This is a genomic window from Pseudomonas sp. NFACC46-3, assembly GCF_900114515.1.
Taxonomy (GTDB): domain Bacteria; phylum Pseudomonadota; class Gammaproteobacteria; order Pseudomonadales; family Pseudomonadaceae; genus Aquipseudomonas; species Aquipseudomonas fluorescens_Q.
This window is the reverse complement of record NZ_FOTH01000010.1, coordinates 57,237-81,218: the sequence shown is the minus strand read 5'-3', so window position 1 is coordinate 81,218 and position 23,982 is coordinate 57,237. Positions and strand designations below refer to the sequence as shown.

At 58.7% G+C, this 23,982-nt stretch carries 25 protein-coding genes; 15 read left to right on the top strand and 10 right to left on the bottom strand.

Annotated features, from left to right (window positions below; translation table 11 throughout):
• Window positions 1-36 precede the first annotated feature (36 nt).
• The 4 genes from rfbD to rfbB are packed head-to-tail and all read right to left on the bottom strand — an operon-like array spanning window position 37 to window position 3,411.
• Window positions 37-918, bottom strand: coding sequence for a dTDP-4-dehydrorhamnose reductase (gene rfbD, locus BM300_RS12825; RefSeq protein ID WP_092463046.1), 882 nt, complete (start codon window positions 916-918; stop codon window positions 37-39).
• Window positions 915-1,460 carry a dTDP-4-dehydrorhamnose 3,5-epimerase gene (gene rfbC, locus BM300_RS12820; protein WP_092463044.1) on the bottom strand — a complete coding sequence of 182 codons (546 nt, stop codon included), beginning with the start codon at window positions 1,458-1,460 and terminating at the stop codon, window positions 915-917. Before rfbC ends, rfbD begins: the two co-directional genes overlap by 4 nt.
• On the bottom strand, window positions 1,457-2,332 hold the full coding sequence (gene rfbA / locus BM300_RS12815) for a glucose-1-phosphate thymidylyltransferase RfbA (protein ID WP_092146528.1): 876 nt from the start codon (window positions 2,330-2,332) through the stop codon (window positions 1,457-1,459). Before rfbA ends, rfbC begins: the two co-directional genes overlap by 4 nt.
• Window positions 2,329-3,411 carry a dTDP-glucose 4,6-dehydratase gene (rfbB, locus tag BM300_RS12810; RefSeq protein WP_092222259.1) on the bottom strand — a complete coding sequence of 361 codons (1,083 nt, stop codon included), beginning with the start codon at window positions 3,409-3,411 and terminating at the stop codon, window positions 2,329-2,331. The genes rfbA and rfbB overlap by 4 nt, the downstream gene beginning before the upstream one ends.
• 211 nt (window positions 3,412-3,622) lie before the next feature.
• Here rfbB and BM300_RS12805 point away from each other — a divergent pair, with 211 nt between their 5' ends.
• The 9 genes from BM300_RS12805 (at window position 3,623) to BM300_RS12765 (ending at window position 13,345) form a co-directional block, all read left to right on the top strand.
• Window positions 3,623-6,535, top strand: coding sequence for an aminotransferase (locus tag BM300_RS12805; protein ID WP_092463042.1), 2,913 nt, complete (start codon window positions 3,623-3,625; stop codon window positions 6,533-6,535).
• Window positions 6,536-6,789: 254 nt separating this feature from the next.
• Complete coding sequence (gene aguA, locus BM300_RS12800; RefSeq protein WP_092463041.1) at window positions 6,790-7,896, top strand: agmatine deiminase; 1,107 nt, start codon at window positions 6,790-6,792, stop codon at window positions 7,894-7,896.
• A 242-nt stretch (window positions 7,897-8,138) separates the two neighbouring features.
• Window positions 8,139-8,339 (top strand): hypothetical protein, encoded by a 201-nt coding sequence (locus BM300_RS12795; RefSeq protein WP_053177657.1) that lies wholly within the window; start codon window positions 8,139-8,141, stop codon window positions 8,337-8,339.
• A 239-nt stretch (window positions 8,340-8,578) separates the two neighbouring features.
• Window positions 8,579-9,250 carry a DsbA family protein gene (locus BM300_RS12790; protein WP_092463039.1) on the top strand — a complete coding sequence of 224 codons (672 nt, stop codon included), beginning with the start codon at window positions 8,579-8,581 and terminating at the stop codon, window positions 9,248-9,250.
• 251 nt (window positions 9,251-9,501) lie between these two features.
• A complete protein-coding gene (locus tag BM300_RS12785) occupies window positions 9,502-10,788 on the top strand; it encodes an OprD family porin (protein WP_092463038.1) in 1,287 nt (428 codons plus the stop codon).
• 353 nt (window positions 10,789-11,141) lie between these two features.
• Complete coding sequence (locus tag BM300_RS12780) at window positions 11,142-11,888, top strand: 2OG-Fe dioxygenase family protein (RefSeq protein ID WP_003196764.1); 747 nt, start codon at window positions 11,142-11,144, stop codon at window positions 11,886-11,888.
• Window positions 11,889-11,901: 13 nt separating this feature from the next.
• Complete coding sequence (locus BM300_RS12775; RefSeq protein WP_170845933.1) at window positions 11,902-12,339, top strand: GNAT family N-acetyltransferase; 438 nt, start codon at window positions 11,902-11,904, stop codon at window positions 12,337-12,339.
• Window positions 12,336-13,049: an AzlC family ABC transporter permease gene (locus BM300_RS12770; protein WP_003196767.1), complete on the top strand. Its 714-nt coding sequence runs from the start codon at window positions 12,336-12,338 to the stop codon at window positions 13,047-13,049. Before BM300_RS12775 ends, BM300_RS12770 begins: the two co-directional genes overlap by 4 nt.
• On the top strand, window positions 13,028-13,345 hold the full coding sequence (locus BM300_RS12765) for an AzlD domain-containing protein (protein WP_063323390.1): 318 nt from the start codon (window positions 13,028-13,030) through the stop codon (window positions 13,343-13,345). Before BM300_RS12770 ends, BM300_RS12765 begins: the two co-directional genes overlap by 22 nt.
• On the opposite strand, the gene BM300_RS12760 is transcribed toward BM300_RS12765, so the two are convergent.
• Window positions 13,262-14,188 (bottom strand): LysR family transcriptional regulator, encoded by a 927-nt coding sequence (locus tag BM300_RS12760; RefSeq protein ID WP_092463036.1) that lies wholly within the window; start codon window positions 14,186-14,188, stop codon window positions 13,262-13,264. The genes BM300_RS12765 and BM300_RS12760 overlap by 84 nt on opposite strands.
• Window positions 14,189-14,533: 345 nt before the next feature.
• On the opposite strand from BM300_RS12760, the gene BM300_RS12755 reads away from it, so the two are divergent.
• Both BM300_RS12755 and BM300_RS12750 read left to right on the top strand, forming a co-directional pair.
• Window positions 14,534-14,944 carry an MbcA/ParS/Xre antitoxin family protein gene (locus BM300_RS12755; RefSeq protein WP_003196771.1) on the top strand — a complete coding sequence of 137 codons (411 nt, stop codon included), beginning with the start codon at window positions 14,534-14,536 and terminating at the stop codon, window positions 14,942-14,944.
• Complete coding sequence (locus BM300_RS12750) at window positions 14,944-15,621, top strand: RES family NAD+ phosphorylase (protein WP_063323388.1); 678 nt, start codon at window positions 14,944-14,946, stop codon at window positions 15,619-15,621. The genes BM300_RS12755 and BM300_RS12750 overlap by 1 nt, the downstream gene beginning before the upstream one ends.
• A gap of 54 nt (window positions 15,622-15,675) precedes the next feature.
• On the opposite strand, the gene BM300_RS12745 is transcribed toward BM300_RS12750, so the two are convergent.
• Together BM300_RS12745 and BM300_RS12740 are read right to left on the bottom strand one after the other, a co-directional pair.
• Window positions 15,676-17,283, bottom strand: coding sequence for a methyl-accepting chemotaxis protein (locus tag BM300_RS12745; protein WP_092146517.1), 1,608 nt, complete (start codon window positions 17,281-17,283; stop codon window positions 15,676-15,678).
• 266 nt (window positions 17,284-17,549) lie between these two features.
• On the bottom strand, window positions 17,550-17,828 hold the full coding sequence (locus tag BM300_RS12740) for a DUF3077 domain-containing protein (RefSeq protein ID WP_092463035.1): 279 nt from the start codon (window positions 17,826-17,828) through the stop codon (window positions 17,550-17,552).
• A gap of 378 nt (window positions 17,829-18,206) precedes the next feature.
• On the opposite strand from BM300_RS12740, the gene BM300_RS12735 reads away from it, so the two are divergent.
• Complete coding sequence (locus BM300_RS12735; protein ID WP_092463033.1) at window positions 18,207-18,743, top strand: dihydrofolate reductase family protein; 537 nt, start codon at window positions 18,207-18,209, stop codon at window positions 18,741-18,743.
• Window positions 18,744-18,922: 179 nt separating this feature from the next.
• Here the strand turns inward: BM300_RS12735 and BM300_RS12730 are convergent, their stop codons facing one another.
• Together BM300_RS12730 and BM300_RS12725 are read right to left on the bottom strand one after the other, a co-directional pair.
• Window positions 18,923-19,207 carry a helix-turn-helix domain-containing protein gene (locus tag BM300_RS12730; protein WP_092146511.1) on the bottom strand — a complete coding sequence of 95 codons (285 nt, stop codon included), beginning with the start codon at window positions 19,205-19,207 and terminating at the stop codon, window positions 18,923-18,925.
• Window positions 19,208-19,604: 397 nt separating this feature from the next.
• Window positions 19,605-20,594, bottom strand: a complete 990-nt coding sequence (locus BM300_RS12725; protein WP_092146509.1) for an Abi family protein — start codon at window positions 20,592-20,594, stop codon at window positions 19,605-19,607.
• Window positions 20,595-21,163: 569 nt separating this feature from the next.
• Here BM300_RS12725 and BM300_RS12720 point away from each other — a divergent pair.
• Both BM300_RS12720 and BM300_RS12715 read left to right on the top strand, forming a co-directional pair.
• Window positions 21,164-21,403: a type II toxin-antitoxin system RelB/DinJ family antitoxin gene (locus tag BM300_RS12720; RefSeq protein WP_010567868.1), complete on the top strand. Its 240-nt coding sequence runs from the start codon at window positions 21,164-21,166 to the stop codon at window positions 21,401-21,403.
• Window positions 21,404-21,539: 136 nt separating this feature from the next.
• Window positions 21,540-22,499, top strand: coding sequence for a LysR family transcriptional regulator (locus tag BM300_RS12715; RefSeq protein ID WP_371856956.1), 960 nt, complete (start codon window positions 21,540-21,542; stop codon window positions 22,497-22,499).
• Window positions 22,500-22,518: 19 nt separating this feature from the next.
• Here BM300_RS12715 and BM300_RS12710 read toward each other — a convergent pair whose 3' ends face one another.
• The gene (locus BM300_RS12710; protein WP_092146505.1) at window positions 22,519-22,980 is read right to left on the bottom strand and encodes a RidA family protein; all 462 of its coding nucleotides are present in this window, start codon (window positions 22,978-22,980) and stop codon (window positions 22,519-22,521) included.
• Window positions 22,981-23,254: 274 nt separating this feature from the next.
• Between BM300_RS12710 and BM300_RS12705 the strand changes: the two genes are divergently transcribed.
• The gene (locus BM300_RS12705; RefSeq protein WP_092463032.1) at window positions 23,255-23,941 is read left to right on the top strand and encodes a hydrolase; all 687 of its coding nucleotides are present in this window, start codon (window positions 23,255-23,257) and stop codon (window positions 23,939-23,941) included.
• The last annotated feature ends 41 nt before the right edge of the window (window positions 23,942-23,982 follow it).

Genomic DNA, 23,982 nt, shown 5'->3' with positions numbered 1-23,982 from the left:
CCTAGTTGCCTTGCAAATACTATTTGTAAGGCAGTACTAGGCTTGTCCGGCGAGGCACTGCTGCAACGCGTCTCGCCAGTCCGGTTGGCTCACTGCCCACTCCTTGAGCAGGCGCGTGCAATCCAGGCGCGAGTTGAGTGGCCGCGGGGCTGGAGTCGGATAGGCGCTGGATTCAATCGGCTCAAGCTGCGCACACGGCTTGTGTCGCTCAAGCAGGTTTTCGCCGATGGCCTGGGCGAAACCGAACCAGGACGTCTCGCCCCGGGCTGTCAGGTGATAGGTGCCCCAGGCGCCGGGTTGGCCGGCCTGCCAGCGCTCGATCAATTGCGCGGTGCTGTCGGCAATGGTGCCGGCCCAGGTCGGTGCGCCGACCTGGTCGGCGACCACCCGCAGCTGCGGTTTTTCCTGCAACAGGCGCTGCATGGTCAACAGGAAGTTGCGGCCCTCGGTGGAGTACACCCAACTGGTGCGCAGAATCAGGTGCTGGCCGCCAGCCTGGCGGATGGCATTCTCGCCGGCCAGCTTGCTGCGTCCGTAGACACTCAGCGGGTTGGGCGTGTCGTCCTCGGTGTAGGGAGCGGATTTGAGACCATCGAAGACGTAGTCGGTGGAGTAATGAATCAGCGGGACGCCCAGCGCAACCGCTGCCTGGGCCAGGATGCCCGGTGCCGTGGCATTGATGGTGAACGCCCGCTCCGGTTCACTTTCGGCCTGATCGACGGCCGTGTGGGCGGCGGCATTGATGATCAGGCCGGGCTTGAGGGCTTCGATGGGGGCACGCAGGGAATCCGGTTGTGCCAGGTCGAGTTGGTCGCTGCCGCGTACGGTCAACTCGCCCAGGCCGCTCAGGCGCGATTGGAGCGCCCGGGAAACCTGGCCGTTCTGGCCGATGATCAGGATACGCAAGGGGGCACTCATGGGAACAGGTCGGCCTCGTGCAGGGCTTTGCCATTCAGGTCCTTGGCCGAGAGGATCGGCGTGCCTTCGAACTCCCAATCGATGGCCAACTGCGGATCGTCCCAGCGAATGCAGCGTTCGGCCGAGGGGGCATAGTAATCAGTGGTCTTGTAGAGGAAGTCCGCTGATTCGCTCAGTACGACGAAACCGTGGGCAAAACCTGGCGGGACCCACATCTGCCGGTGGTTCTGCGCCGACAGGCGTACGCTGGCCCATTGGCCGAAGGTCGGCGAGCTGCGGCGGATGTCTACCGCGACATCCAGCACTTCCCCCGCCGTGACGCGCACGAGTTTGCCCTGGGTTTGGTCGATCTGATAGTGCAGGCCCCGCAGCACGCCCCGGGTGGAGCGTGAATGGTTGTCCTGGACGAACTGCAGGGTGCAGCCAGTCGCTTCGGCAAACGCCCGGGCATTGAAGCTTTCGTAGAAAAAACCCCGGTCGTCGCCAAAGACTTTCGGTTCGATGATCAAGACTTCTGGCAAACGGGTGGCGATGACATTCATCGTGTTTCTCCGGCGATCTTGAACAAGTATTGGCCGTAGCCGGTCTTGCCAAAATACTGGGCGCGCTCCAGAACGTGCTCGCGGCTGACCCAACCTTGCTGGTAGGCAATTTCTTCCAGGCACGCCACTTTCAGGCCTTGGCGATGTTCGATGGTCTGCACGTATTGCGAGGCTTCCAGCAGGCTGTCGTGGGTGCCGGTGTCCAGCCAGGCGAAACCACGACCGAAGCGCTCGACGTGCAGGTCGCCGCGTTGCAGGTAGGTATTGTTGACGTCGGTGATTTCCAGTTCGCCGCGCTTGGACGGCTTGATGGCCTTGGCGATCTTGATCACGTCGTTATCGTAGAAATACAGGCCGGTGACCGCGTAGCTGGATTTGGGTGCGGTGGGTTTTTCTTCGATGGACATCGCCCGTCCTTCTGTATCGAAGTCGATCACGCCAAAACGCTCAGGGTCCTTGACCCAGTAGCCGAACACGGTCGCGCCACTCTGCCGGTTGACGGCGGTCTGCAATTGTTCACCAAAATGCTGGCCGTGGAAAATGTTGTCGCCCAGGATCAGGCACACCGAGTCGCTGCCAATGAACTGTTCGCCAATCAGGAACGCTTGGGCCAGGCCATCGGGCGACGGCTGCTCGGCATAGCTGAACCGTACGCCAAACTGATGGCCATCGCCCAACAGGTTGCGGTACTGCGGCAGATCCTGCGGCGTGGAAATCACCAGGATGTCCTTGATGCCGGCGAGCATCAGCACCGAGATCGGGTAATAAATCATCGGCTTGTCATAAATCGGTAAAAGTTGCTTGGAAACCCCGAGGGTAATCGGGTGCAAGCGTGTGCCGGAACCGCCGGCCAGGACAATGCCTTTCATCATGCCATTGCATCCTTGTTGTCGAGCGAACCCAGGCGCTCGCCTTGATAGCTGCCGTCCTGGACACGTTGGCACCACAGCAGGTTTTCGAGGTACCACTGCACGGTCTTGCGCAGCCCGGTCTCGAAGGTTTCCCGTGGTGTCCAGCCCAGTTCCCGTTCGATCTTGCTGGCGTCGATGGCGTAGCGCAGGTCGTGGCCGGGGCGATCCTGGACGAAGCTGATCAGGTCGGCATAGTGCTCGATCCCTTCGGGCTTGCGTGGCGCCAGTTCTTCGAGCAAGGCGCAGATGCTGCGCACCACGTCGATGTTTTTCTGCTCGTTGTGACCGCCAATGTTGTAAGTCTCGCCGACCATGCCTTCGGTGACGACCTTGAGCAGTGCACGGGCATGATCTTCGACAAACAGCCAGTCGCGCACTTGCTGGCCGTCGCCATAGACCGGCAACGGCTTGCCGGCCAGCGCGTTGAGAATCACCAGTGGAATGAGCTTCTCGGGGAAGTGAAACGGCCCGTAGTTATTGGAGCAGTTGGTCAACAGCACGGGCAAGCCGTAGGTGCGTTGCCAGGCACGGACCAGGTGGTCGGACGCTGCCTTGCTCGCCGAGTACGGTGAGCTTGGGGCATAGGCGGTGGTCTCGGTGAACAGGTCATCCACGCCGTGCAGGTCGCCATACACTTCGTCGGTGGAAATGTGGTGGAAGCGAAACGCACGTTTCTGCGGCTCGGGCAGGGCCTGCCAGTAGGCTCGAGTGGCCTCCAGCAGGCTGTAGGTGCCCACGATGTTGGTCTGGATGAAGTCCGCCGGGCCATCGATGGAGCGGTCTACATGGGACTCGGCCGCCAAATGCATGATGGCGTCAGGTTTGAATCGCGCCAGCACCGCACTGACGGTTGGTTGGTCGACGATATCGGCCTGGACGAATTCGTAGCGGCTGTCGTGATCGATGCTGCTCAGTGATTCGAGATTGCCAGCATAGGTCAGCTTATCGAGGTTCAGAACCTGGTGTCCGGTATCAAGAATCAAGTGCCGTATGAGAGCCGAGCCGATGAAACCGGCACCGCCAGTGACGAGAATGCGCATCCGGGTAAGCCTTTTTCCGTGAGACGACAGAGCTTTAGGAGCATAGCTTGTAGGCATGGCGAGGGGCGGTGCAAGCGAATATCCCATGGACACGCCCTCCCCATATAGCCTCTCAGGAGAGCTGTGCATATTTTTGAACAGGAGGGGTTGCTTATCCTCCGGCTCAGTGGCGTGATAGGCATCCGAACAAAACCACCTCAGGGGTCGTTGTATGCCACTCGCTACGTTGGTTCACCGTGCCAGTTTGCCAAGCCCACAGATCAGCGCCGAGCAAGCGCTGGTGTTGCTGCGCTCGAATTACGGACTCAGCGGCGACCTGCGACCCCTTGGCAGCAATCAGGACCTCAATTACCGCGTCGACAGCGAACGTGGGCGCTTTGTGTTGAAAATTTGCCACGGCGACTACGCTGTCCAGGAACTTCAGGCCCAACACGCGGCCCTCAAGCAGTTGGCCGGGCACAGTGCGGTGAAGGTGCCGCGGGTGATTACCGCCAGCAACGGCCAGGACCTGCTGACTTTGGACGTCGACGGTCAAGCGATCCATATGCGCCTGCTTGAGTACATCGACGGCCAGTCCCTCACGCAGCTCAAACACCTGCCGCCTGAGTTGGTGACCGGCCTGGGCCGCCTGTGCGCGGAAATGGACCTGGCCTTGGCGACATTCGACCACCCAGGCCTGGAGCGCACCCTGCAATGGGACGCGCGCCACGCTCCGGCCCTAGTCGATCATCTGTTGCCTGTCATCGCCGACGATCAGCGGCGACAACTGATCGCCGAGGTCGCGCAACAGGCCGAGCGGCGCTTGCAGTCGCTCAAGGCCAGCCTGCCGGTGCAGGCGATCCACATGGACATCACCGATGACAACGTGGTCTGGCAGCGCGATGCCCAGCGCCAATGGCAATTGCAGGGCGTCATCGATTTCGGCGACCTGATCCGCACCTGGCGCATCACGGACCTGTCGGTAACGTGTGCGGCCCTGCTGCACCACGCCGACGGCGATCCATTCTTCATCTTGCCGGCGATCAAGGCCTACCAGGCGGTCAACCCCTTGCAACGCGAAGAACTGTTGGCACTGTGGCCATTGATCGTGGCGCGCGCCGCGGTGCTGGTGCTCAGCGGTGAACAGCAGGTTTCCATCGACCCGGACAACCAATACAGCCGCGACAACCTGGCCCATGAGTGGGAGATTTTCCGGGTCGCCCACTCGGTGCCCTTCGAATTGATGGAAGCGGCGATTCTCACCGCCGTCGGCCACAGCCTGCCGCCCATCGCCAGCGAAGGCTTTGCGCCGCTATTGCCGACCCTGGTGGGGCGTGAGTTCGCGCTGATTGACCTGGGTGTACTGAGCCCGCATTTCGAGGCCGGCAATTGGGAGCAGCCGGGGATCGACCAGCGCCTGCTGAGCGAGGCCGCGGGCGTTCATGGCCTGGCCGCCAGCCGCTATGGGCAATACCGGTTATCCCGCACTCGGCCGGACAGCGCCGTCGAACCCGATACTTATCCACTGCACGTGGAGTTGAGCGTTCCTCGGGGGACGCCGCTCGAATCCCCGTTCGCTGGGGTCGTGCACAAGGCTGCCGACGGCCTGTTGCAGCTGGACAGTGCGCAGTTGAGCGTGCGGCTGTGGGGCGTGACGTCGCCGCTGCATTCCGGCGCGGCACTGGTCAAGGGGCAGGTGCTGGGTGAAGTGACGGGGCCGTTGCGGGTCCAGTTGTGCCGTGGCGCCCAGGTGAATCCACCGCTGTTCTGCACGCCCTCCAGGGCAGCGGCCTGGCAGGCGCTATGTCCTTCGCCGGCGGTGCTGCTGGGACTGGCTTGCGATGCCGAACCGGAGATCGATCCCCAGGCGCTGCTGGCCCGTCGCGATGCGAGCTTTGCCCGTTCGCAGAAGCACTATTACGTCGATCCGCCGCGCATCGAGCGCGGCTGGCGCAATCACCTGATCGACATGCAGGGCCGCTCGTACCTGGATATGCTCAACAATGTCGCGGTGCTGGGCCATGGACATCCACGCATGGCGGCAGTGGCTGCCCGGCAGTGGTCGCTGCTCAATACCAACTCGCGTTTCCACTATGCGGCGATCGCCGAATTTTCCGAACGCCTGCTGGCGTTGGCGCCGTCCAACATGGACCGGGTGTTCCTGGTCAACAGCGGCACCGAGGCCAACGACTTGGCGATCCGCCTGGCCTGGGCCTACAGCGGCGGGCGGGACATGCTCAGCGTATTGGAGGCCTATCACGGCTGGTCGGTGGCCGCCGATGCGGTCTCGACGTCTATCGCCGACAATCCCCAGGCCTTGAGCAGCCGCCCGGATTGGGTGCATCCCGTGACCGCACCGAACATCTATCGCGGCGAATTCCGTGGTCCCGACACTGCGCCGGACTACGTGCGCAGCGTTGAACACAACCTGGCGAAAATCGCCGAAAACAACCGCCAGCTCGCCGGTTTCATTTGCGAACCGGTATACGGCAACGCCGGTGGGATCGCGCTGCCGCCCGGTTACCTGAAGCAGGTCTACGCGATGGTGCGCGAGCGCGGTGGGGTCTGCATCGCCGACGAAGTCCAGGTCGGTTATGGGCGCATGGGCGAGTTTTTCTGGGGCTTCGAAGAGCAAGGCGTGGTGCCGGATATCATCACCATGGCCAAGGGCATGGGCAACGGCCAGCCACTGGGTGCGGTCATTACCCGCCGGGAGATCGCCGAGGCGCTGGAAGCCGAGGGATATTTCTTTTCGTCGGCCGGAGGCAGCCCGGTCAGTTGCCAGATCGGCATGGCGGTACTGGATGTCATGGAAGAAGAAAATCTCTGGGAAAACGCCCGGGTGGTGGGTGGGCACTTCAAGGCACGGCTGGAGGCCTTGATCGATCGCTATCCATTGGTCGGTGCGGTGCATGGCTCCGGTTTCTACCTGGGCGTGGAACTGATCCGCGACCGCGACACGTTGGAGCCGGCCACTGAAGAAACCACGGCGCTGTGCAGCCGCCTGCGAACGTTGGGGATTTTCATGCAACCGACCGGCGATTACCTGAACATCCTCAAGATCAAACCGCCGATGGTCACTACGCGCCAGAGCGTGGATTTCTTCGTAGATATGTTGGTGAAAGTCTTGGACGAGGGGTTGTAACTAAATCTGGAACGCCAAGCTGTTCCCCTGTAGGAGCGAGCGTGCTCGCGATGACGGTGTCCAAGCCTATATTGATTTGGCTGACCAACCGTTATAGCGAGCACGCTCGCTTCCACAGGGGTTGCATTAATTTATAAAATCGATTTTTGTCGATGTTTGGCGCTATTTTTTGATGGATGTTAGTTTTTTTGGCTTTATTAGTCGATATTTATCGTTTATAAGGTTGCCACTGCCCATCGCCCAGGAGATGACCCATGACAACGTTGCACAGCGCTCCCCGCGCGGATGGTTTCCACATGCCTGCCGAGTGGGCGACCCAGACCCAGGTCTGGATGATCTGGCCCGAGCGCCCGGACAACTGGCGCCTGGGCGGCAAGCCCGCCCAGGCCGCCCACATAGCGGTCGCCAAGGCCATCGCCCGTTTTGAACCGGTGACCGTGGCGGTGTCTGCGGCCCAATACGAAAATGCCCGGGCGCGTCTCGATGTGCCGAATATCCGCCTGGTGGAAATGTCCAGCGACGACGCCTGGGTTCGCGACACAGGGCCGACATTCGTCATCAATGACAACGGCGAAGTGCGCGGTGTCGATTGGGATTTCAACGCCTGGGGCGGTTTCGACGGCGGCCTGTACGCACCGTGGAACCGAGATGCGCAAGTGGCCGGCAAGATTCTTGAGATCGAGCGCAGCCCGCGTTATCGCACCGAAGGTTTTGTGCTCGAGGGCGGCTCGATCCATGTGGATGGTGAAGGCACCCTGATCACCACCGAAGAGTGCCTGCTCAACCGCAATCGCAACCCACACTTGAGCCGTGAAGAGATCGAGGCAGTGCTCAGCGCGCAGTTGGCTGTGGACAAGATCATCTGGCTGCCGGACGGTCTGTTCAATGACGAAACCGACGGCCATGTGGATAACTTCTGCTGCTACGTGCGGCCAGGTGAAGTCCTGCTTGCCTGGACCGACGACCCGCAAGACCCGAACTACACCCGCTGTCACGCGGCGATGAACGTGCTGCAAAACAGCACTGACGCCAAGGGACGCCCGTTCACAGTGCACAAAATGCCGATTCCGGGGCCGTTGTACGCCACCGAGGAGGAGTGTGCCGGTGTCGACGCGGTGCAAGGGTCCCAAGAGCGCAACCCAACCGTGCGGCTAGCCGGTTCCTATGTGAACTTCCTGATCGTCAACGGCGGCATCATCGCCCCAAGTTTTGACGATCCGCTGGACGCACCGGCCAGGGACATCCTGCAGAACCTGTTCCCGCAGCACGAAGTGGTCATGGTGCCAGGGCGCGAACTGTTACTGGGGGGCGGCAATATCCATTGCCTTACTCAACAGCAACCTGCACCGCGCGCAAAATGAGTGGCGATGTAACAGCTGGGTGATATCGACCGCGCCGGCTCTAGGTCGGCGGTTTTGGATCCATGCCGGCAAGCCCGCGGCCCGATTGGCGCGCGGGTTTTTTTGTGTCTGTTTATTGGCGTGGCGGATACATTGGCATAGCTCTTGTATCTGTACTTCGGCAGTTCTGGGGAGAGAACTGAGTTGTTTTGTCATAAACCTTGGATAAATTGGCCGCTCATCAACCAGGAGAGGGCGCTGGAATGAATATGATAAGCGAGCGCACATGCCATCCCTTGGCCGTTAATGGTGAGTCGCTTCAAGCCTTGGCGCAGTGGTTGAAATCCAACGGAACGCGTCAGATCAGAGAACCTGATCCGCGCCAGGTAATCGTTGAGCGTTACCCCGTTGGCCTGTTCAGCGAGGCGGAGCTGGAAGCGTTGTGGGATGTGATGCAAGGATAGAATTCGACGGATTGATAAAAAGCGCTGGCCGGGATGGCAGCGCTTTTTTTGTATCCGCAGGCTTTCACATTCGCACAAATCCTATGGGAGCTAGCCAGTTCCCATACAGGGGTGGTGTTCAAATTCATTGGGATATTCGACCGATTCACGAAACACACTGAAAACCGTTTCAGCGTTTTTCCGCAGCGCTCTCAAGACTACCCTGCTGCCATTCAATCCCCATGGTTAGCGGAGTCCTCATGGTCACTCTTCATTATATCTACGACCCGCTGTGCGGCTGGTGTTACGGCGCCAAGCCGCTGGTGCAGGCTGCCCGAAGTGTATTGCCGGTGATTGCTCATGGCGGCGGCATGATGACCGGTGCCAATCGCCAGCAGGTTTCGCCGCAATTGCGCGATTACGTGATGCCCCACGACCGGCGCATCGCCGAATATTCCGGGCAGCCGTTTGGCGAGGCCTACTTTGAAGGTTTGCTGCGTGACCACAGCGCCGTGTTCGATTCGGCGCCGCCGACCGCCGCCATCCTCGCTGCCGAACAGCTCGGCGGCCACGGCCTGGAATTGCTCGGGCGCCTGCAAACCGCGCACTACGTCGAGGGTCGGCGCATCGCTGACGAAACCGTTCTGCTGGAGTTCGCTCAATCCATGGGCCTGCCGGCCCAGGCGTTCCTGGCGGCGTTGCGCGCGGTTGACGTGCAGGGGCATATCAAGGCCAGTCGTACCTTGCTGGCTCAGGTTGGCGGCCAGGGTTTCCCGACCTTGGCCCTGGAGCAGGACGGCCAGTTCACGCTGATCGACATCGGCCCCTGGCTCGGCAAGCCCGAGGCATTCGCCCAATGGCTGACGCAAGCCACGCCGGTTCAGGCCTCCACGCCACCAGCGGCCTGCGGTCTGGATGGTTGTTCGCGGTGACCAGTTCTTAGACATTTTTTGCCTGATTACAGACGTTTCACGAAATTGACACACCGTTGAGGGCGCGACTAGGATTCGTCCTACGCCTGTGGCTAACAGCCATGACTCTTAAATAATAAAAAGGCCCGACACGATCACTCGTGGGCGGGCCTTTTCATTATTTCCAGGAGCAAGAGTCCGAAAAAGAGCGCAAAAAGCGCCATTTCGGTTGCCCGCCACAGTGCGTATCAACCCGCACAAGGAAAATAAACATGTTGAACAAGCGCATTAGTTTGATCGCACTGGGGATCTTGAGCACGACACACGCCATGGCCAATGACCAGGCTGAGTCCAAGGGGTTCGTTGAAGACAGCAGCTTGAAAGTGCTGTTGCGCAACGCTTATATCAATCGCGACTACAAAGATGGCAACCAAGACAAGGCCGAGTGGGGCCAGGCAGCCATAGGTATCTTCTCGTCCGGTTTCACCCAGGGCACCGTGGGTGTCGGTGTGGATGCGTTCGGCCTGTACGCGCTGCGTCTGGACGGCGGTAAAGGCCGCAGCGGTGCGGGTGGCATCGACTTCTTCAAGCAAGGCGACAGCGGCAACGCGGCCGATGACCTGTCCAAGTTCGGGGCAGCGGTCAAGTTCCGCGTCTCCAACACCGTGCTGGCCTACGGCGACCAGATGCCGGCCCTGCCGGTGCTCAGCTATGACAACTCGCGCCTGTTGCCGGAAAGCTACACCGGCACGTTGATCACCTCCAAGGAGATCAAGGGCCTGGAACTCAATGCCGGCCGTTTCACCGCCGAATCGCGCAAGAGTGCTGAAGGCCGCGACAGCGGTGGCCTGAAGTCGATCAACGTCTTGGGCGGCAGCTATCAGTTCACCGAGCAGTTCAAGGCTTCGCTCTACGCTTCGGATGTCGAAGATGTATTGAAGAAGCAATACGTGAACGCCAACTATGTGTTCCCGCTGGCCAAGGATCAGTCCCTGACTCTGGATTTCAACGGTTATCGCACCAAGCTGGACAACAGCTACGTTCGTGAAAACAACGTCACCGGCGATGACAACAAGATCTGGAGCCTGGCAGCCACCTTCGCCACGGGGCCGCACAGCTTCACGCTCGCCCACCAGCGCAGCACCGGCGACAGCAACCTGGGTTATGCCTACGGTGGCTATCAGCGCGAGCAGAATCGGGTGGGTGATGGCGGCAATACGATCTACCTGGCCAACTCCTACTGGTCCGACTTCAACGCTGAAGACGAACGCAGCTGGCAGTTGGGCTATGGCCTGGACTTCACCACCTTCGGCGTACCGGGCCTGACTTATAACGTTGCTTATGTGCGTGGCGATAACATCACCACCTCGACCAGCGAAGGCGGCACCGAGCGCGAGATCTTCAACCAGTTCAAGTACGTGGTCCAGAGCGGTCCGGCCAAGGACTTGAGCGTCAGGTTGCGCAGTTCCGTGCTGCGGGTGTCGCAGAAGTCCAGCGAGTACAACGTCAGCGGCAATGAGCTGCGGGTGTTCGTGGATTACCCGATCAACGTCTTCTGATGCCTGATCAGGTTGTAAGTCTATAAAACCGTGGCGAGGGAGCTTGCTCCCGCTGGGCTGCGCAGCAGCCCTTCTGGTGTGAGCGCTGCGCACTCAAGCGGGAGCAAGCTCCCTCGCCACAATTGATCACGCCTGCCTGCAATAAATAGCGTTGCGACCTCAAACTCGGGTCTTTTTGGCTTTCAGCACAAAAAACACCGCTGGAACCGCCTGTTTTCCCGAACAAAAGTCGTACTCATGCAATTTTTGCCAGCGTTTCAAGCGCCGCTTGAAATGCCTCAAATACTTTCTCATGGACGTAAATCCTGCACCTACTAGATTAGGCCGCTCAATGCAGCGGAGACCTATGAAAAATGATCGTTCTGAACAGGGAAGTGGGCGAAGCGCTAAGACGTGACAAATACGTCAATGTTCGCGGTGGAGACTTCAACCTCTACGGTCATTTCGGCGATTTTGTCCGGCTGACCAAAAGCTGGGAAAACATGGAGCCCGACAGCTACTACGGCCAGGCCGAGTCAGGCATGCGTTTTCGCCGCTACAGCGACTTCGAATACAACCCTACGACCCGCGAGCTCACGCAGCTCGAACACCGGGCCTACATTCAGTCCAAGGCCAACAACAGCTATGTCGGTGGACTGGAGCGGCACTTTCAGGACTTCTCCAACGAAGTGATCAATTCGCCGGTGATGCGCAGCCTGATCGACACGGACTTCGAGGTCTACAAGAACGTCCTGCCGCAGGAGCTGCACGATGAAATCTGGCAGTGCCAGATCCATCAGATCCGCATCGAGATCAAGCCGGGCAAACAACTGGAAATCACCCCCGAAGGGATTCACTGTGATGGCTATCCGTTCAGCGGCGTGCACTTCTGGGGTCGCCAGAATGTGGCGGGTGCGGAAAGCCGTTTGTACAGCGCCCAGGAAGAACAGCTGGCGGCGACGACCTACGAGGACATCCTCGACACGACGTTCTTCCTGGATCGCGACATGCGCCATTACGTGACCCCGGCGCGCAACACCCATAGCCATGACATGGCGTACCGGCAGATCCTGGCCATCTCCTTCTCGCGGCCCGGGACCGCTTTCGACATTGTTCGCTGAACGGCTCGAACCCATGGACGACCCGACGCAGCAGGTCCTGTTGCGCCGGGCCATGGTCCGGGACGCCGAGCGACTGGAGCGGTTTTTTCGCGGTTTCGACGAAGTGTCGTTCTGCGAATGGCAGGACGCCCGATTCTTGCGCGGTGTGTTGTTGCAGGAAACCACCACCGCGTACCTGGCTATCGATGCGAGCGGTGACGTGGTGGGTGCCGTGATCGGCGGTATGCTCGGTACCCGTGGCACGATCAATCACCTGGCGGTCAGCATGCAGCATCGCGCCAAAGGCCTGGGCCAGCGCCTGGTTGAAGCCGCGTCGGCTGACATGAAACGGGTCGGCGTACTGCGCATGTTCCTTTTTGTCGACGATGCTAATCTGGCCGGCAAGCGCTTCTGGGCGGCCCAGGGCTTCTGTGAGCCCCGGGGCGAAATCACCTTCGAGAGGGATTTATGAACAAGACTTCCAGCCAGCCGCTGGCGGTCGAACCACAAGCCTCGCGTACCTTTGCTGAAGCCAGTCCGGTGGTAGCGGGTTATTTCACGGTTTCGTTTGTGTTCGGTCTGATGGCGGTCAACGCCGGGTTGCCCCTGTGGTTGCCGGTGGCGATGTGCCTGTTCGTCTACGCGGGCGCTTCGCAATTCGCGGCGCTGGCGTTGATTTCCAGCGGCGCGTCGCTGACCACCATCGTGCTCACCACGTTCCTGATCAATGCCCGCCACATGCTGATGTCGGTCTACATGGCCAAGGCCCTGCGTGCGCTGGGGCTCAGCCGTTTCGAGCGCTGGTGCTACGCGGCGGGGCTGACGGACGAGTCGTTCGCGTTCCACAGCGTCAAGCTCGGCAGCGGGGCGCCGGTGAGTGTGCGCTACCTGGTCGGCTTCAACCTGTTCTGCCACACATCCTGGGTACTGGGTGGCTTGCTGGGCGCCGTATGTGCGCAATACGCGGCGCACCTCATCAAATACCAGCTCGACTATGCCCTGACAGCGATGATGCTCTATGTGCTGGTTTCGTTGTGCAACACCCGCAACAAACTGATCGCAGCCCTGGCGGCTGTCGTCTGCATGGGCGGGCTGAGCCTGCTGGGCAGCTCGCCATTCAATGTCTTCATTGCCACGTTCGTTGGCTGCGGAGTAGGCGTATGCCTGACCAAACGTTCCTGATCCTGGTCGTGGTCCTGATGATGGCCGTGACCTTCCTGCCGCGCGCCCTGCCGTTGCAGATCAATACCGAACACTGGCCGCCCTTTATTGCCCGCGCCCTGGAATACCTGCCAGTGGCGATCGTCGCTGCCATCAGTCTGACTCCCTTGTTGATCAAGGATCAGCAGATACAACTCGACCGCCCCGAGTTTTATGCCGCGATTCCGACGCTGTTATGTGCGTATTTCAGCCGCAACCTGTTTCTCAGTGTGGCGGTGGGCACGGCGGCGTACATCGCGCTCGGTTCGTTCCTGTAGCGTCAGGTCCACCACATCGTGCAGTGCCTGGCCGGACAACTCCGGATTGTTCACCGCCAGGCGGACTTCAAGGAAATCCTCGAAATCCGGGAAAATCGCCAGGCCGTTGCGCAGCGCGGCTTCCCGGGACACCAGCCCCAAGCCATCGAGCTGAGTGATCAATGACAGTGTCAGCGTTTCACTGCAGGAATACACCATGCGCTGGCTCGACCCGTATTCACCCAGGCCGGCGTCGAGAAAGCGCAGGAAGCTGTGGGAATACGGGCATTCTTCTGCCGGACGCACCTGAAACTTGTCACCGAGCAGGCCAAGGGAGTCGTCTGCATCGCCACAATGGGCGCCGACCACCCGCACCTGCACATCCGGCATGGTGATGCTGGTAAAACCGCCCTGTTGCTGGCCGATCAGGACCGCCAGGTCAAAATCTTCATTCCTGAGTTTGCTCAGGTTCTCCATCGACTCGGCGTAGCTGAATTCCAGCTGATACTGGGGGAACACAGCGATCAACCGGTCGATCATTCGCCGGTTGAACTCCGCCGGCAGGGTGGTATTGAGCGCCATTCTGAGGGTGCGCTGTCGCGGGGTCTTGAGCGCCGCGACTTTCTCCTCCAACTGCCGGGTGGCAATCAGCACCTGATCCATGAAGGGGGTCAGTTCCGAGCCTTGGCTCGTCAACGTCAGGCCCTTGTTCGAGCGCCGGAACAACCGGAAACCGAACTGTTCCTCGACCTTGTTCAACTGCGCCGCCAACGCCTGCACCGTGAGGCACGAATGCTCGGCCGCTGCCGACAACGAGCCGGTCTGCACGATACGCATGAGGTTGCGTAGGGTTCTGCTATCCATGAGGTAATGCCCTCTGCTTAAGTGGGCTCGCTATTGTTGTGCGCCTGGTCCGGGCCAGGCAGTGCATGCCGGCTATCATCATGCACCTTGCCACGGTTGTCGCGATTTTGTGCCGAAAAGCGCCGGCAGGCGATGGTTGGAGCTTATGCGGAATTTGGGGATTTTGCCTAACAGATGCTGGCCAAGACCCGTTAGTGGGAAGCTGGTTACGTTTGTTGACCTGCAAAGCCATGCCGAATTGTTCGAATAGAACATCGATAGAATCCGTTTGCGAATAAAAACTAAAAAATAATCCACATCTGTACTATCCTCTAAGCACCACCCCGCGATAAAGGAGCCCAAACCATGGCGACTTCCTCCATCACTCTCAATGCGCAGCAACAATTGGATTCCCCGGATGCGGGTCGAGTCGCGTTGAAGTTTTTCTTCAACCTCATGGCGCTCTGGGGCTGCAGCGTCGAGCAGCAGCGCACATTGCTGGGCAAGGTGGGAAACACGACCTTCTACAAATACAAACAATTGCCGGAAAACGTGAAGCTGCCTCGCGATACGCTCGAGCGCATTTCCTACCTCATGGGTATCCACAAGGCACTGAGCATTATCTTCAGCAACAGCCGGGACCGTGCTTATCAATGGGTCAGCAGCCCGAACACCGCGGCACCGTTCAACGGCCAGTCGGCACTGTCCTACATGCTGACCGGCCGCGTGGTAGACATCGCCGATGTGCGGCGATACCTCGACGGAGTGCGCGGTTGATGATGCCACCACTGGCGGACCCGCAATGGAATCGGGCCTATCGGATCGTCAACAGCAGCTTCCCGCCGATTTCGCTGTTTGAAGACGTACTCGACCCTGAGGACCTGCCCACGGCCTACGCCCTGGAAGCGTTGACCAACGATCGGCTGATGGAGCAAGCCGGCGTGCTGTCCCGGGTCCGCCCAGAGGACCGCATTTCCGGGCCCGGCTCCTCGCCGGTGATGGCGGCGTTTACCCACATCGGCAAAAGCAGCCGCTTCAGCGACGGCACCTTCGGCGTCTACTACGCCGCCAGCAGCCAGGAAGCGGCCATTGCCGAGACCTGCTACCACCAGGCGCGATTCCTTGGCGCGACCAACGAGCCAGACCTGGAGCTGACCATGCGCACCTACATCAACAAGGTGGTCAAACCTCTGCACGATATCCGCCACGACTACCCCCACCTCCACAACCCCGACCCTACCGCCTATGGTCCGTCCCAAGTGTTCGCCCGACAACTGCGTGAAACCTTGTCGTGGGGGCTGCTGTACAACAGCGTCCGGCTGCCCGGCCACGAATGCGTGGCCGCGTTTCGCCCTCCGGCAGTTTCGATTCCGGTGCAGGGCAAGCATATTCGGTACGTCTGGAGCGCCCAGAAGCGGGAGATTTCGTTTGTGTTCGAGGTGAGCGAGGTTTGAAAAGGGCTGCTAGGCAGCCCAGCGGGAGCAAGCTCCCTCGCCACGGGTATCCGATCAAACCTTGAACTGCTGCACCGAAGCCTGCATCGACCCCGCCGCATTGTTCAATTGATCCGCCGTTTGCGTCAGGTTGTGAATCGAGCGTGTGTTCTCACGGGACTGCTCGGCAATCGACTCCACCCGCTGGGCCATCTCATCACTGGCCTTGGATTGCTCGGCAATGGTCTGGGAAATTTCCTCCACCACTTCGGCCGCATGCCGGGCACCGGTGCGGATTTCGCTGATGGACACCCCGGCCTGCTGGGCCAGGTTGACGCCTTCGTCCACACGGCTGACACACGCCTGCATGTTCGCCACCGCGTCCCGGGCGCTGGACTGGATGCGCTCGATCATCGCGGTGATTTCCTGGGTGGACTGGGTGGTGCGCGCCGCCAGGTTGCGCACCTCATCGGCCACCACCGCAAAACCACGCCCCGCCTCACCGGCGCGGGCGGCTTCGATGGCGGCGTTGAGCGCCAGCAAGTTGGTCTGTTCGGCGATGCTCTTGATCACTTGGATGATGGAATGAATGTCCTCGGATGATGCGTCCAGCGCCGTGATCTTGCTGGAGGACTGGTTGACCACCTCGGCGATCCGGTTCATGCCTTCCACCACCCCGAGAATCACCTGGCCACCGCTGCTCGCCAAATGCTCGGACTGCGCGGAAATCGTCCGGGCGCTGTCGGCGTGCTGATGGATCTGGCTGATATTCGCCATCATCTGCTCCATGCTCGCCGCCATGCTGGTTGCGCTCTGGGCCTGCTGATCGGCGCTGGACACAATCTGTCGCGCCGTATCGCCCAGATGCCGGGACGTGCCGTGCAACTCATCGCTCTGGCCGCGGATCGTGGCGATCATCTGTCGCAGATTGGTCTGCATCTGCTCGATCACACCTTGCAACTGACCCAACTCATCCTTGCTCTGAGCCCCCATCGAGCGCTGCAAATCCCCTTGGGACATCGCCTGGGCATTGAGGATGATCTTGTTCAGTGGCGTCAGCACAGCCTTGAGCAGGCTCCACGACAACAGCGCCAGCGCCACGCAAGTGGCCAGTAGTGTCGCGATCAGCCAGCGCTCCGAGGTGTGAATGCTGTGGTCCTGATGCTCACGCGAGGATTGCGCCTGGTTCTCGATCAGCTCACTCACTGCCTCGTTGCGCTCCTCCAACGCCGAAAACGCCCCGTCGAACTCCGCCCGCAACGCCTGGCCATCCTGGGCACCGCTCAGTGCCTTGCCGATTATTTGCTTGGCTTTGTCGATATAGGTTTCGACCTGTGGTTTAAGCTCGCCAATCGCCTTGGCGACATCCCCCGGTAACTTGGCCTCGGCGTTTTCGGCGATAACCTTGCGCATCCGCTGCGTATGCTCATCGAATGCCTCCGTCACCTCCTTGGCCGCCTGAGTGTCCCCCGGTGCCACCAGCAATGCGGCCAACACATCGGCACGAATGGCGTCGTGCATCATGTCCGCCTCCATGTGCTTGCGCATGGCCGAAATACTGGTCTCGTTCTGCACCAGGGCCTCGGTCATGGAGTGATAACCCCACAGCCCTATACCGCCGAGCAATAGCGCAAAAGAAAGACTGACCAACCCCGAGCCTATGACTTTGGTGCGGATCTTCATCGCTTACTGCTCCTGGAGCGGGGGAATTCTGGGAAGTGTAGTCGAGCGCCAGCAGAGCCTTGGGGGAGCCCAGGCTCTTATCTGAGGCTATCGGCGGGGGAAATGATTAGATGAATACAGCGCCAACTGTTTGGGCCTGGGACAGAGTGAACCTGTGGCGAGGGATTTATCCCCGATGATGGGCGTGAAGCAGCCCTTCTTTAATCTGCTCCGGCAGATAAAATCCAAGGCTGCCCCGCTCGTGAGCAGCATTGGGTTTGCAACTCTTAAGCCGACTTACTCCCCGGCGCCTCAAGCACCTTCACCACGTCATCGATGACGGCCTTGCTCATATCCTGCAAATAACACGAAGCCCAGGCATACCGATCCGTACCGCGAATCATCGCCGCGTCCTCGGCCAGGACCTTGGCGACGTGGAGCAGATCGGAAGCGTGGGACAGGGCTTCGCCGATGGGTATGCCGCTGTTGACGCGGAATAAAGGGCGGTCGGAGTGGTAGCAGAAGGGGGTTAGGCCTGGGGTTTTGAGGTCTTGCTGGTTTGGCATTGTCTGGCTCCTTGACTGTGAGAGCCGCAACCGTCCTTTCCTACGGGATGGGGTGGCGGCCATGCACGGGGTAGGAAAACCGGGAATCAAGGCACCCGGCACACCCGAAGGTGTCCCGCGCACAGCCGCCATAACGCATATCGCAGACACAGAAAAAGCGCCTGCAATAGTAAGCGAGGCGCAGCTGATGCGCCTTGATTTACTTCGGGTTTCCTACGCCCGGTCGCTGAATTTGCAGCGACAGATGGAGAGTAGCGGGCGGGTGAGAAGGCTGCAATCGTGGCGCGATGCTGGCGGAGGCGGTTTAGGTATTTTTATGGGTGAGCAATAATTTCGTGCTTCCGGTCATGCATCGACATACCTCTCAAGGAGACCCTGATGGCCACTGCCCATGTTTTCATAGCCACCAGCCTAGATGGTTTCATCGCCAGGCCCGATGGTGACATCGACTGGCTTTTGCAGCGCGACGATCCAACCGAGGACCATGGCTACTCAGACTTCATCGCCGATAAAGACGTGATTGTGATGGGGCGAGGAAGCTACGAGAAGGTACTGACCTTTGATACTTGGTTCTATGAACGACCCGTGGTGGTGTTGTCGGAACGGCTGGCGGATTCGCCGGTGCCTGAGGCGCTGAAGGGCAAGGTACGTTTCTCCAACCTCTCACCCAGGGACGTGATGGAGGAACTGACGAGCCAGGGTTTGCATCGTGTCTATGTCGACGGAGGGCAGGTCGTGCAGTCATTCCTGCGCGATGGATTAGTCGCCGACATGGTGATTACCACTGTTCCTGTGCTGATCGGGGCGGGCAGGTCGCTGTTCGGTGCCATTCAGCAGGACGTTGAATTGAAATTGGTGTCTAGTCGCTGCTTTCCCTCGGGGTTGGTGCAGTCCACGTATCGGTTGGGCTCATGAGTCGCTCACATGGGATCTGCTTTGCGCTCTGAGAATGACCTCTGACGGAACCAAGCCGTTTTCCAGGCTTGCTCCAATGAGGTGTTTAGCTCACTGTAAAGACCAATGTCATTACAGTGATTTGTCTAGTCCTGAAATAGGTTTGCACCTGTTTCAGGACTAGACACAGCGCCCCCGGTTCAGGCGGCTTTGGCGGTAACGCTGATTTCTATTTTCAAATCTGCACCGGCTAACAGATTCACCAGCGCATCCAGGGAAAACTTATCAACCTTCCCCTTCAGCAGATCGTTGAGCCGTGGCTGCGTAACATGCAGCCGGCGAGCCGCTTCGGCTTGCGAGACGTCCCATGCCTTTACGACCAAGGCGATAGCTCGCATAACTTGGGAGCGGACTCTAAGGTTCTCGGCTTCTTCTGGCGTGTCAACCAACGCTTCCCAAACACTGGTCGCGCGTTCGTTTGCCATATCGGTATTCCTCACTTTCAATGCTTCCAATTCTACTTTCAGTTTGATTCTTAACTTTCTGCTCAACACTATTCTTTATGATCGAGTCGGGTTGCGAGAGGTTCAGAGTAGCAGCTTACCCCTTCACCCGAACGGAGGGTGAAAGGGTACCTGCCCTGCCTGCTTATCTGCTCCTGCGATCAACCCAGCGACAAAGCCCCCCGCATTTCTGCGAGGGCTTTGTTTTGTATGGTGCGGCACCAGACGAACGGTAGCTTTTGGCGAGGCCAGGTTTCCTGCGGGTTTAGACGTCGGTGGAAAATTTGCCGTACCCCGATCAGTGATTCGAGGGGACAGACCACGATTTTTGGCTGGAATGATGAAGCAGGGAATTAACCGCAGTCTGCTTCTAGTTTCTCTACGCTAGGCGCCATTGCTGTTGATCTTTCCAATCATTTGGAAATCCCATGAGCCTCAAATAATCCAGTTCCTGCTGATCCATGATTTCGGCCAGGCGAAGCTTCCACTGGCTGTCAGGGCTGATCAGGTCGGTTAGGTAGGCCAGCATCGTCAATACGACGTATAGCCGCTGTTTGGGCTGAGGCTGGTCGGCGGGGGCCGTGGGAATGGCCCATTCTTTAGGTAAGGATGGTCGAATCGAGAGCTCTCGGTTCCATAGCCGTGAGTGGTGGGCACAGCAGTTGCGAATGAAGGTCAGCGTGTGTAGCCAGGAGGCCAGTACTTCGAAGGGCAGGCTGAATCTGGTGGCGATAGCTTTCTTGTCGGCGCTTTTGCCTATGGCATTGAAGAGGGTAGATACCGTCCCAAGGCTGAGTTCTTCCAGGACCGCCCAAGCGGGCGGCAACTCCGGGTGGGCATAGGTTGCACCGTAGTATCGGAAATAGTTGTCACGCATGCGGTTTTCGATCCGCTGTTGCTGGAGCCCATCGGCTTGTCGGCCCTTTCTGATGCGGTCGACATCACGTTTGAGTTTACTGCGCTCCTTATTCATTTGCTCCCGCAATGGACGCAACAAATCGGTGTGTGAGTATGACGAGGAGAAGACGGACGCGTCAGCTATCCAGTCAGGCCCGTACTTGGGGCACATATGATTGCTGATAGTCGCTCGTATGGCGACTTCGACACGTTCGATGGCATCCATGGTGACGCGCCGCAACGTACCATCGAAGCGGTAAATATCGACGATTGCCTTCAGTGTGCTGCCGGGCTTGAAAGGATGTTCAGGGTCTAGCTCCTGAAAGGGGCGCATGTAGGGACTCAGGCGAAACAGCGTGACCACTTCGAGAAAACGCATGGCTCGATCATCGTTGGCGATGTGCAAACCTCGTTGCTTTAGCAGTTCCAATTGCTGTTCTACGCTGAGAGCCGGCTTGTCGAAGGGCCTCATGTAGTTTTCTCCAGGCAAAAAAAACCCGCACGATTTGAGCTTGCTGACTGGGTCAACCTAGGCTTGGCGGGTGTGTTGGGGGGCATTATAGGTCGGTGTAAGAGACCGTCAACATTGTCCTGACGTGAAATTGTAACGGGTAGGAGCGCAGGAAAGGTTTGGTCTGTGGATGCTGATTAAGGCGATATCGGTCTTATCTAGCTCCTGGGAAGGTTCAACCTCCAGAAACAACAAAGCCCCCGCATTTCTACGAGGGCTTCGTTTTGTATGGTGCCGGCACCAGACGAACGGTAGCTTTCGGCGAGGCTAGGTTTTCTGCGGGTCTGGAGTTCGCTGGAAAATTCGGCGTACCCCAACTAGTAACTATAAACAAATCAGCTAGTTATGGCTTTCAGTGGAATCGAATCGGGGACGATTAAACCTGAGCATGTGCTGTGCTCGGTACGTAGAGTTGCGAGCGACACACGTAACCTGTGAATTGGGTAAAAAAACCAGCTATTTTCAGGCTGGCTCAAATGAAGTTGTTACCTCAATGTAAAGACCAATGTCATTACAGTGAGGGCCATCCCATGGCGTCCATCAATGTCCGTATCGACGACGACCTCAAAGCGCGTGCTTACCACGAGCTGGAAAAGCTCGGCGTCACCCCTTCTGAGCTGATGCGCCAAGCCTTGCAGTACGTAGCAGAGCGCGGTCAGCTACCCTTCAAGCCCGTCCTGATGACCGAGGACGATGAAGCCTTGATCGCAACGGTTCGCGAGCGGCTGGCTAATCCCCAGCGGGTTAAGGTTTCGCTAGATGACCTATAGCCTCGAATTCGATGCGCGGGCGTTAAAGGAGTGGCACAAATTGGGGGGTACCCCAATTACTTTGTTCCCCGTTAGCCTTTTCGTATGATGAGCGAACATGCTATTTGGAATATCTCGCGTGAATACGCCACCTAACATCGGTTCATCACGCCAGGCAGTGCAAAAGGGGGGCAGATCGGATTTCAGTGATGCTGTGGCCCAGCTCTCATGGGACGACTTGCGCATTATCAAAGCGCTCAGTGAATGCGCAAATCGCACTGATGCTGCCAAAAAACTGGGGATCAACATATCCACGGTATCGCGCCGAGTGGCCCAGCTTGAGAAAACACTTGGAGTTGCACTCTTCGATCACCGCCGCTCGGGATACATGCTCACAGCGGAAGGCGTAGAGCTGCGAGAGCTCGCCGAGCGAGTCGAACTGGATATCGTTAGTGTTGCACGGCGTGTGTCACGGGCGGGTCAGGGGCCACTCGGAAAACTCCGCATCACCACCAGCGATTCGCTGCTGCTGTACTTCCTCACACCTATCATTGCGCAATTCAAAGCTCTGAATGAAGGGATAGCGATTGAAGTACTTGTAGGCAATCAGACATTGAGTCTTGCCCGCGATGAGTCGGATATTGCGGTGAGGGCGACCAATAAACCAGCTGAAAGTTTGGTTGGGCGCAAACTCGCGACAATTGCCTGGGCGCCATACGGCAGTGATAAAAACGCACCGACCTCGACACCTTTCGCAGAAGGCCAGGCGTGGGTATCTTACTCGGCAGCTTTATGCGGCCTCAAAGCAACGAGCTACGTTGATAGCAGAGTTCACCCCGATTGCATTTCGTATCGTACCGACTCCGTTGCCGCTGCAAGCGCTGCGATTGTAGCGGGTCTTGGTTTTGGGTTCCTTCCCTGCATGCTGGGTGACATCACGCCGGGATTGGTGCGTGTCGGCCCGGTTGTGCCTGAACTTCAGGATGGGCTTTGGCTGCTGACTCACCAGGACATTCGAAAATCATGGCGAGTCAAGGCGTTCATGACGTTTTGCGCAGCGGCGGTTGCCGAACTCAAGCCCTTGGTCGAAGGCCAGCGATCTCTCCCGGTTTCGTAGACGAAACCGGGAGCACGTCTTAGCGGGTGCCGGAGCCAATGACCGCCTTGCAGACAATTTCGATCAACTGCGAACGCTGTGCGAGCCTCGATACGCCGATGATGTTGCTCGTGCACTGGGGCCGCTCGGTGCCAAACGCAGCCTTGCGAACATTGCCTACCACGGCAAAAGCCGCGTCCATGTCCAGCACATAAAGCGTCTCTTCGACCACGTCTTCAAGTGTTGCGCCATACAGTGTAAGCAACTTGGAGATGTTGTCGTAGGAAGCGCGCATTTGCTCTCCCATCGAAGAGAAATCACTGGGCTTGCCTTCGCTATCGAGTGGGGCAGGAGCTACCAGGTTGCCGTCTTCATCATGGTTGAATTGGCCGGATATATAGATGTCGTTTCCGACTTGTCTGGCCTGCGGGTAGCCGTAGCTTTCTTCCCATGCGACTCCCCAGTAAGCGGTTTTCTTTCCGAACGGTTGCGAAGCTGACATTGCATTCTCCTGGCGTAGAACAGACTGCTCGCACAGCGGCAGTCCGAGTTGTGGGATGCCAGAGACTAGCACCGCAAATGATTTTATAAGGGCGCATTAATGCGTCTATGGAGACGCATTAATGCGCCCCTAAAATCGTGAATGATCGGTTACCTTGAACTCGAAATCGGCGCCGCACCTACCGCCAACAACCTTCCGTGATTTTCAGCGGACAAAAGATTGGCCCGGCCCGCAAAGAGATTAGAAGACCATCATTTCACTAAAGGGAACCACCATGAACAATCCAAAAACCGAAGTCCTGACCCCTCAAAACAGCCAACTGATTTTCATTGATCAGCAGCCCCAGATGGCCTTTGGCGTGCAAAGCATCGACCGCCAGACGCTGAAGAACAACACGGTCGCTCTGGCGAAGGCCGCAAAAATTTTCAACGTGCTAACCACTATCACCACCGTCGAAACCAATAGCTTCTCCGGCCACACATATCCCGAATTACTCGCTGTGTTTCCTGACGCGCCTCTGCTGGAGCGCACCTCGATGAACTCGTGGGACGACCAGAAAGTCCGTGACGCGCTGAAAGCCAATGGCCGTAATAAAATCATCGTCTCTGGCCTTTGGACTGAAGTGTGCAATACCACATTTGCACTTTCCGCCATGCACGATGCCGGCTACGAGATCTACATGGTCGCCGATGCTTCCGGTGGCACAACGAAGGAGGCTCACGATTACGCCATGCAGCGCATGATTCAGGCCGGCGTGGTGCCGGTCACCTGGCAGCAGGTGCTGCTGGAGTGGCAGCGTGACTGGAACAACCGCGACACCTACGACGCCGTCATGAATCTGGTGAAGGAGCACTCCGGTGCTTACGGCATGGGCGTCGACTATGCCTACACCATGGTGCACAAGGCTCCCGAGCGTGTAGACCACGGCCCGACCCTGGCACCTGTGGCCGCCTCTGTCTGAGCCTCACTGGCCCTCATCAAATGGGGGCCAGTCCCCATTTC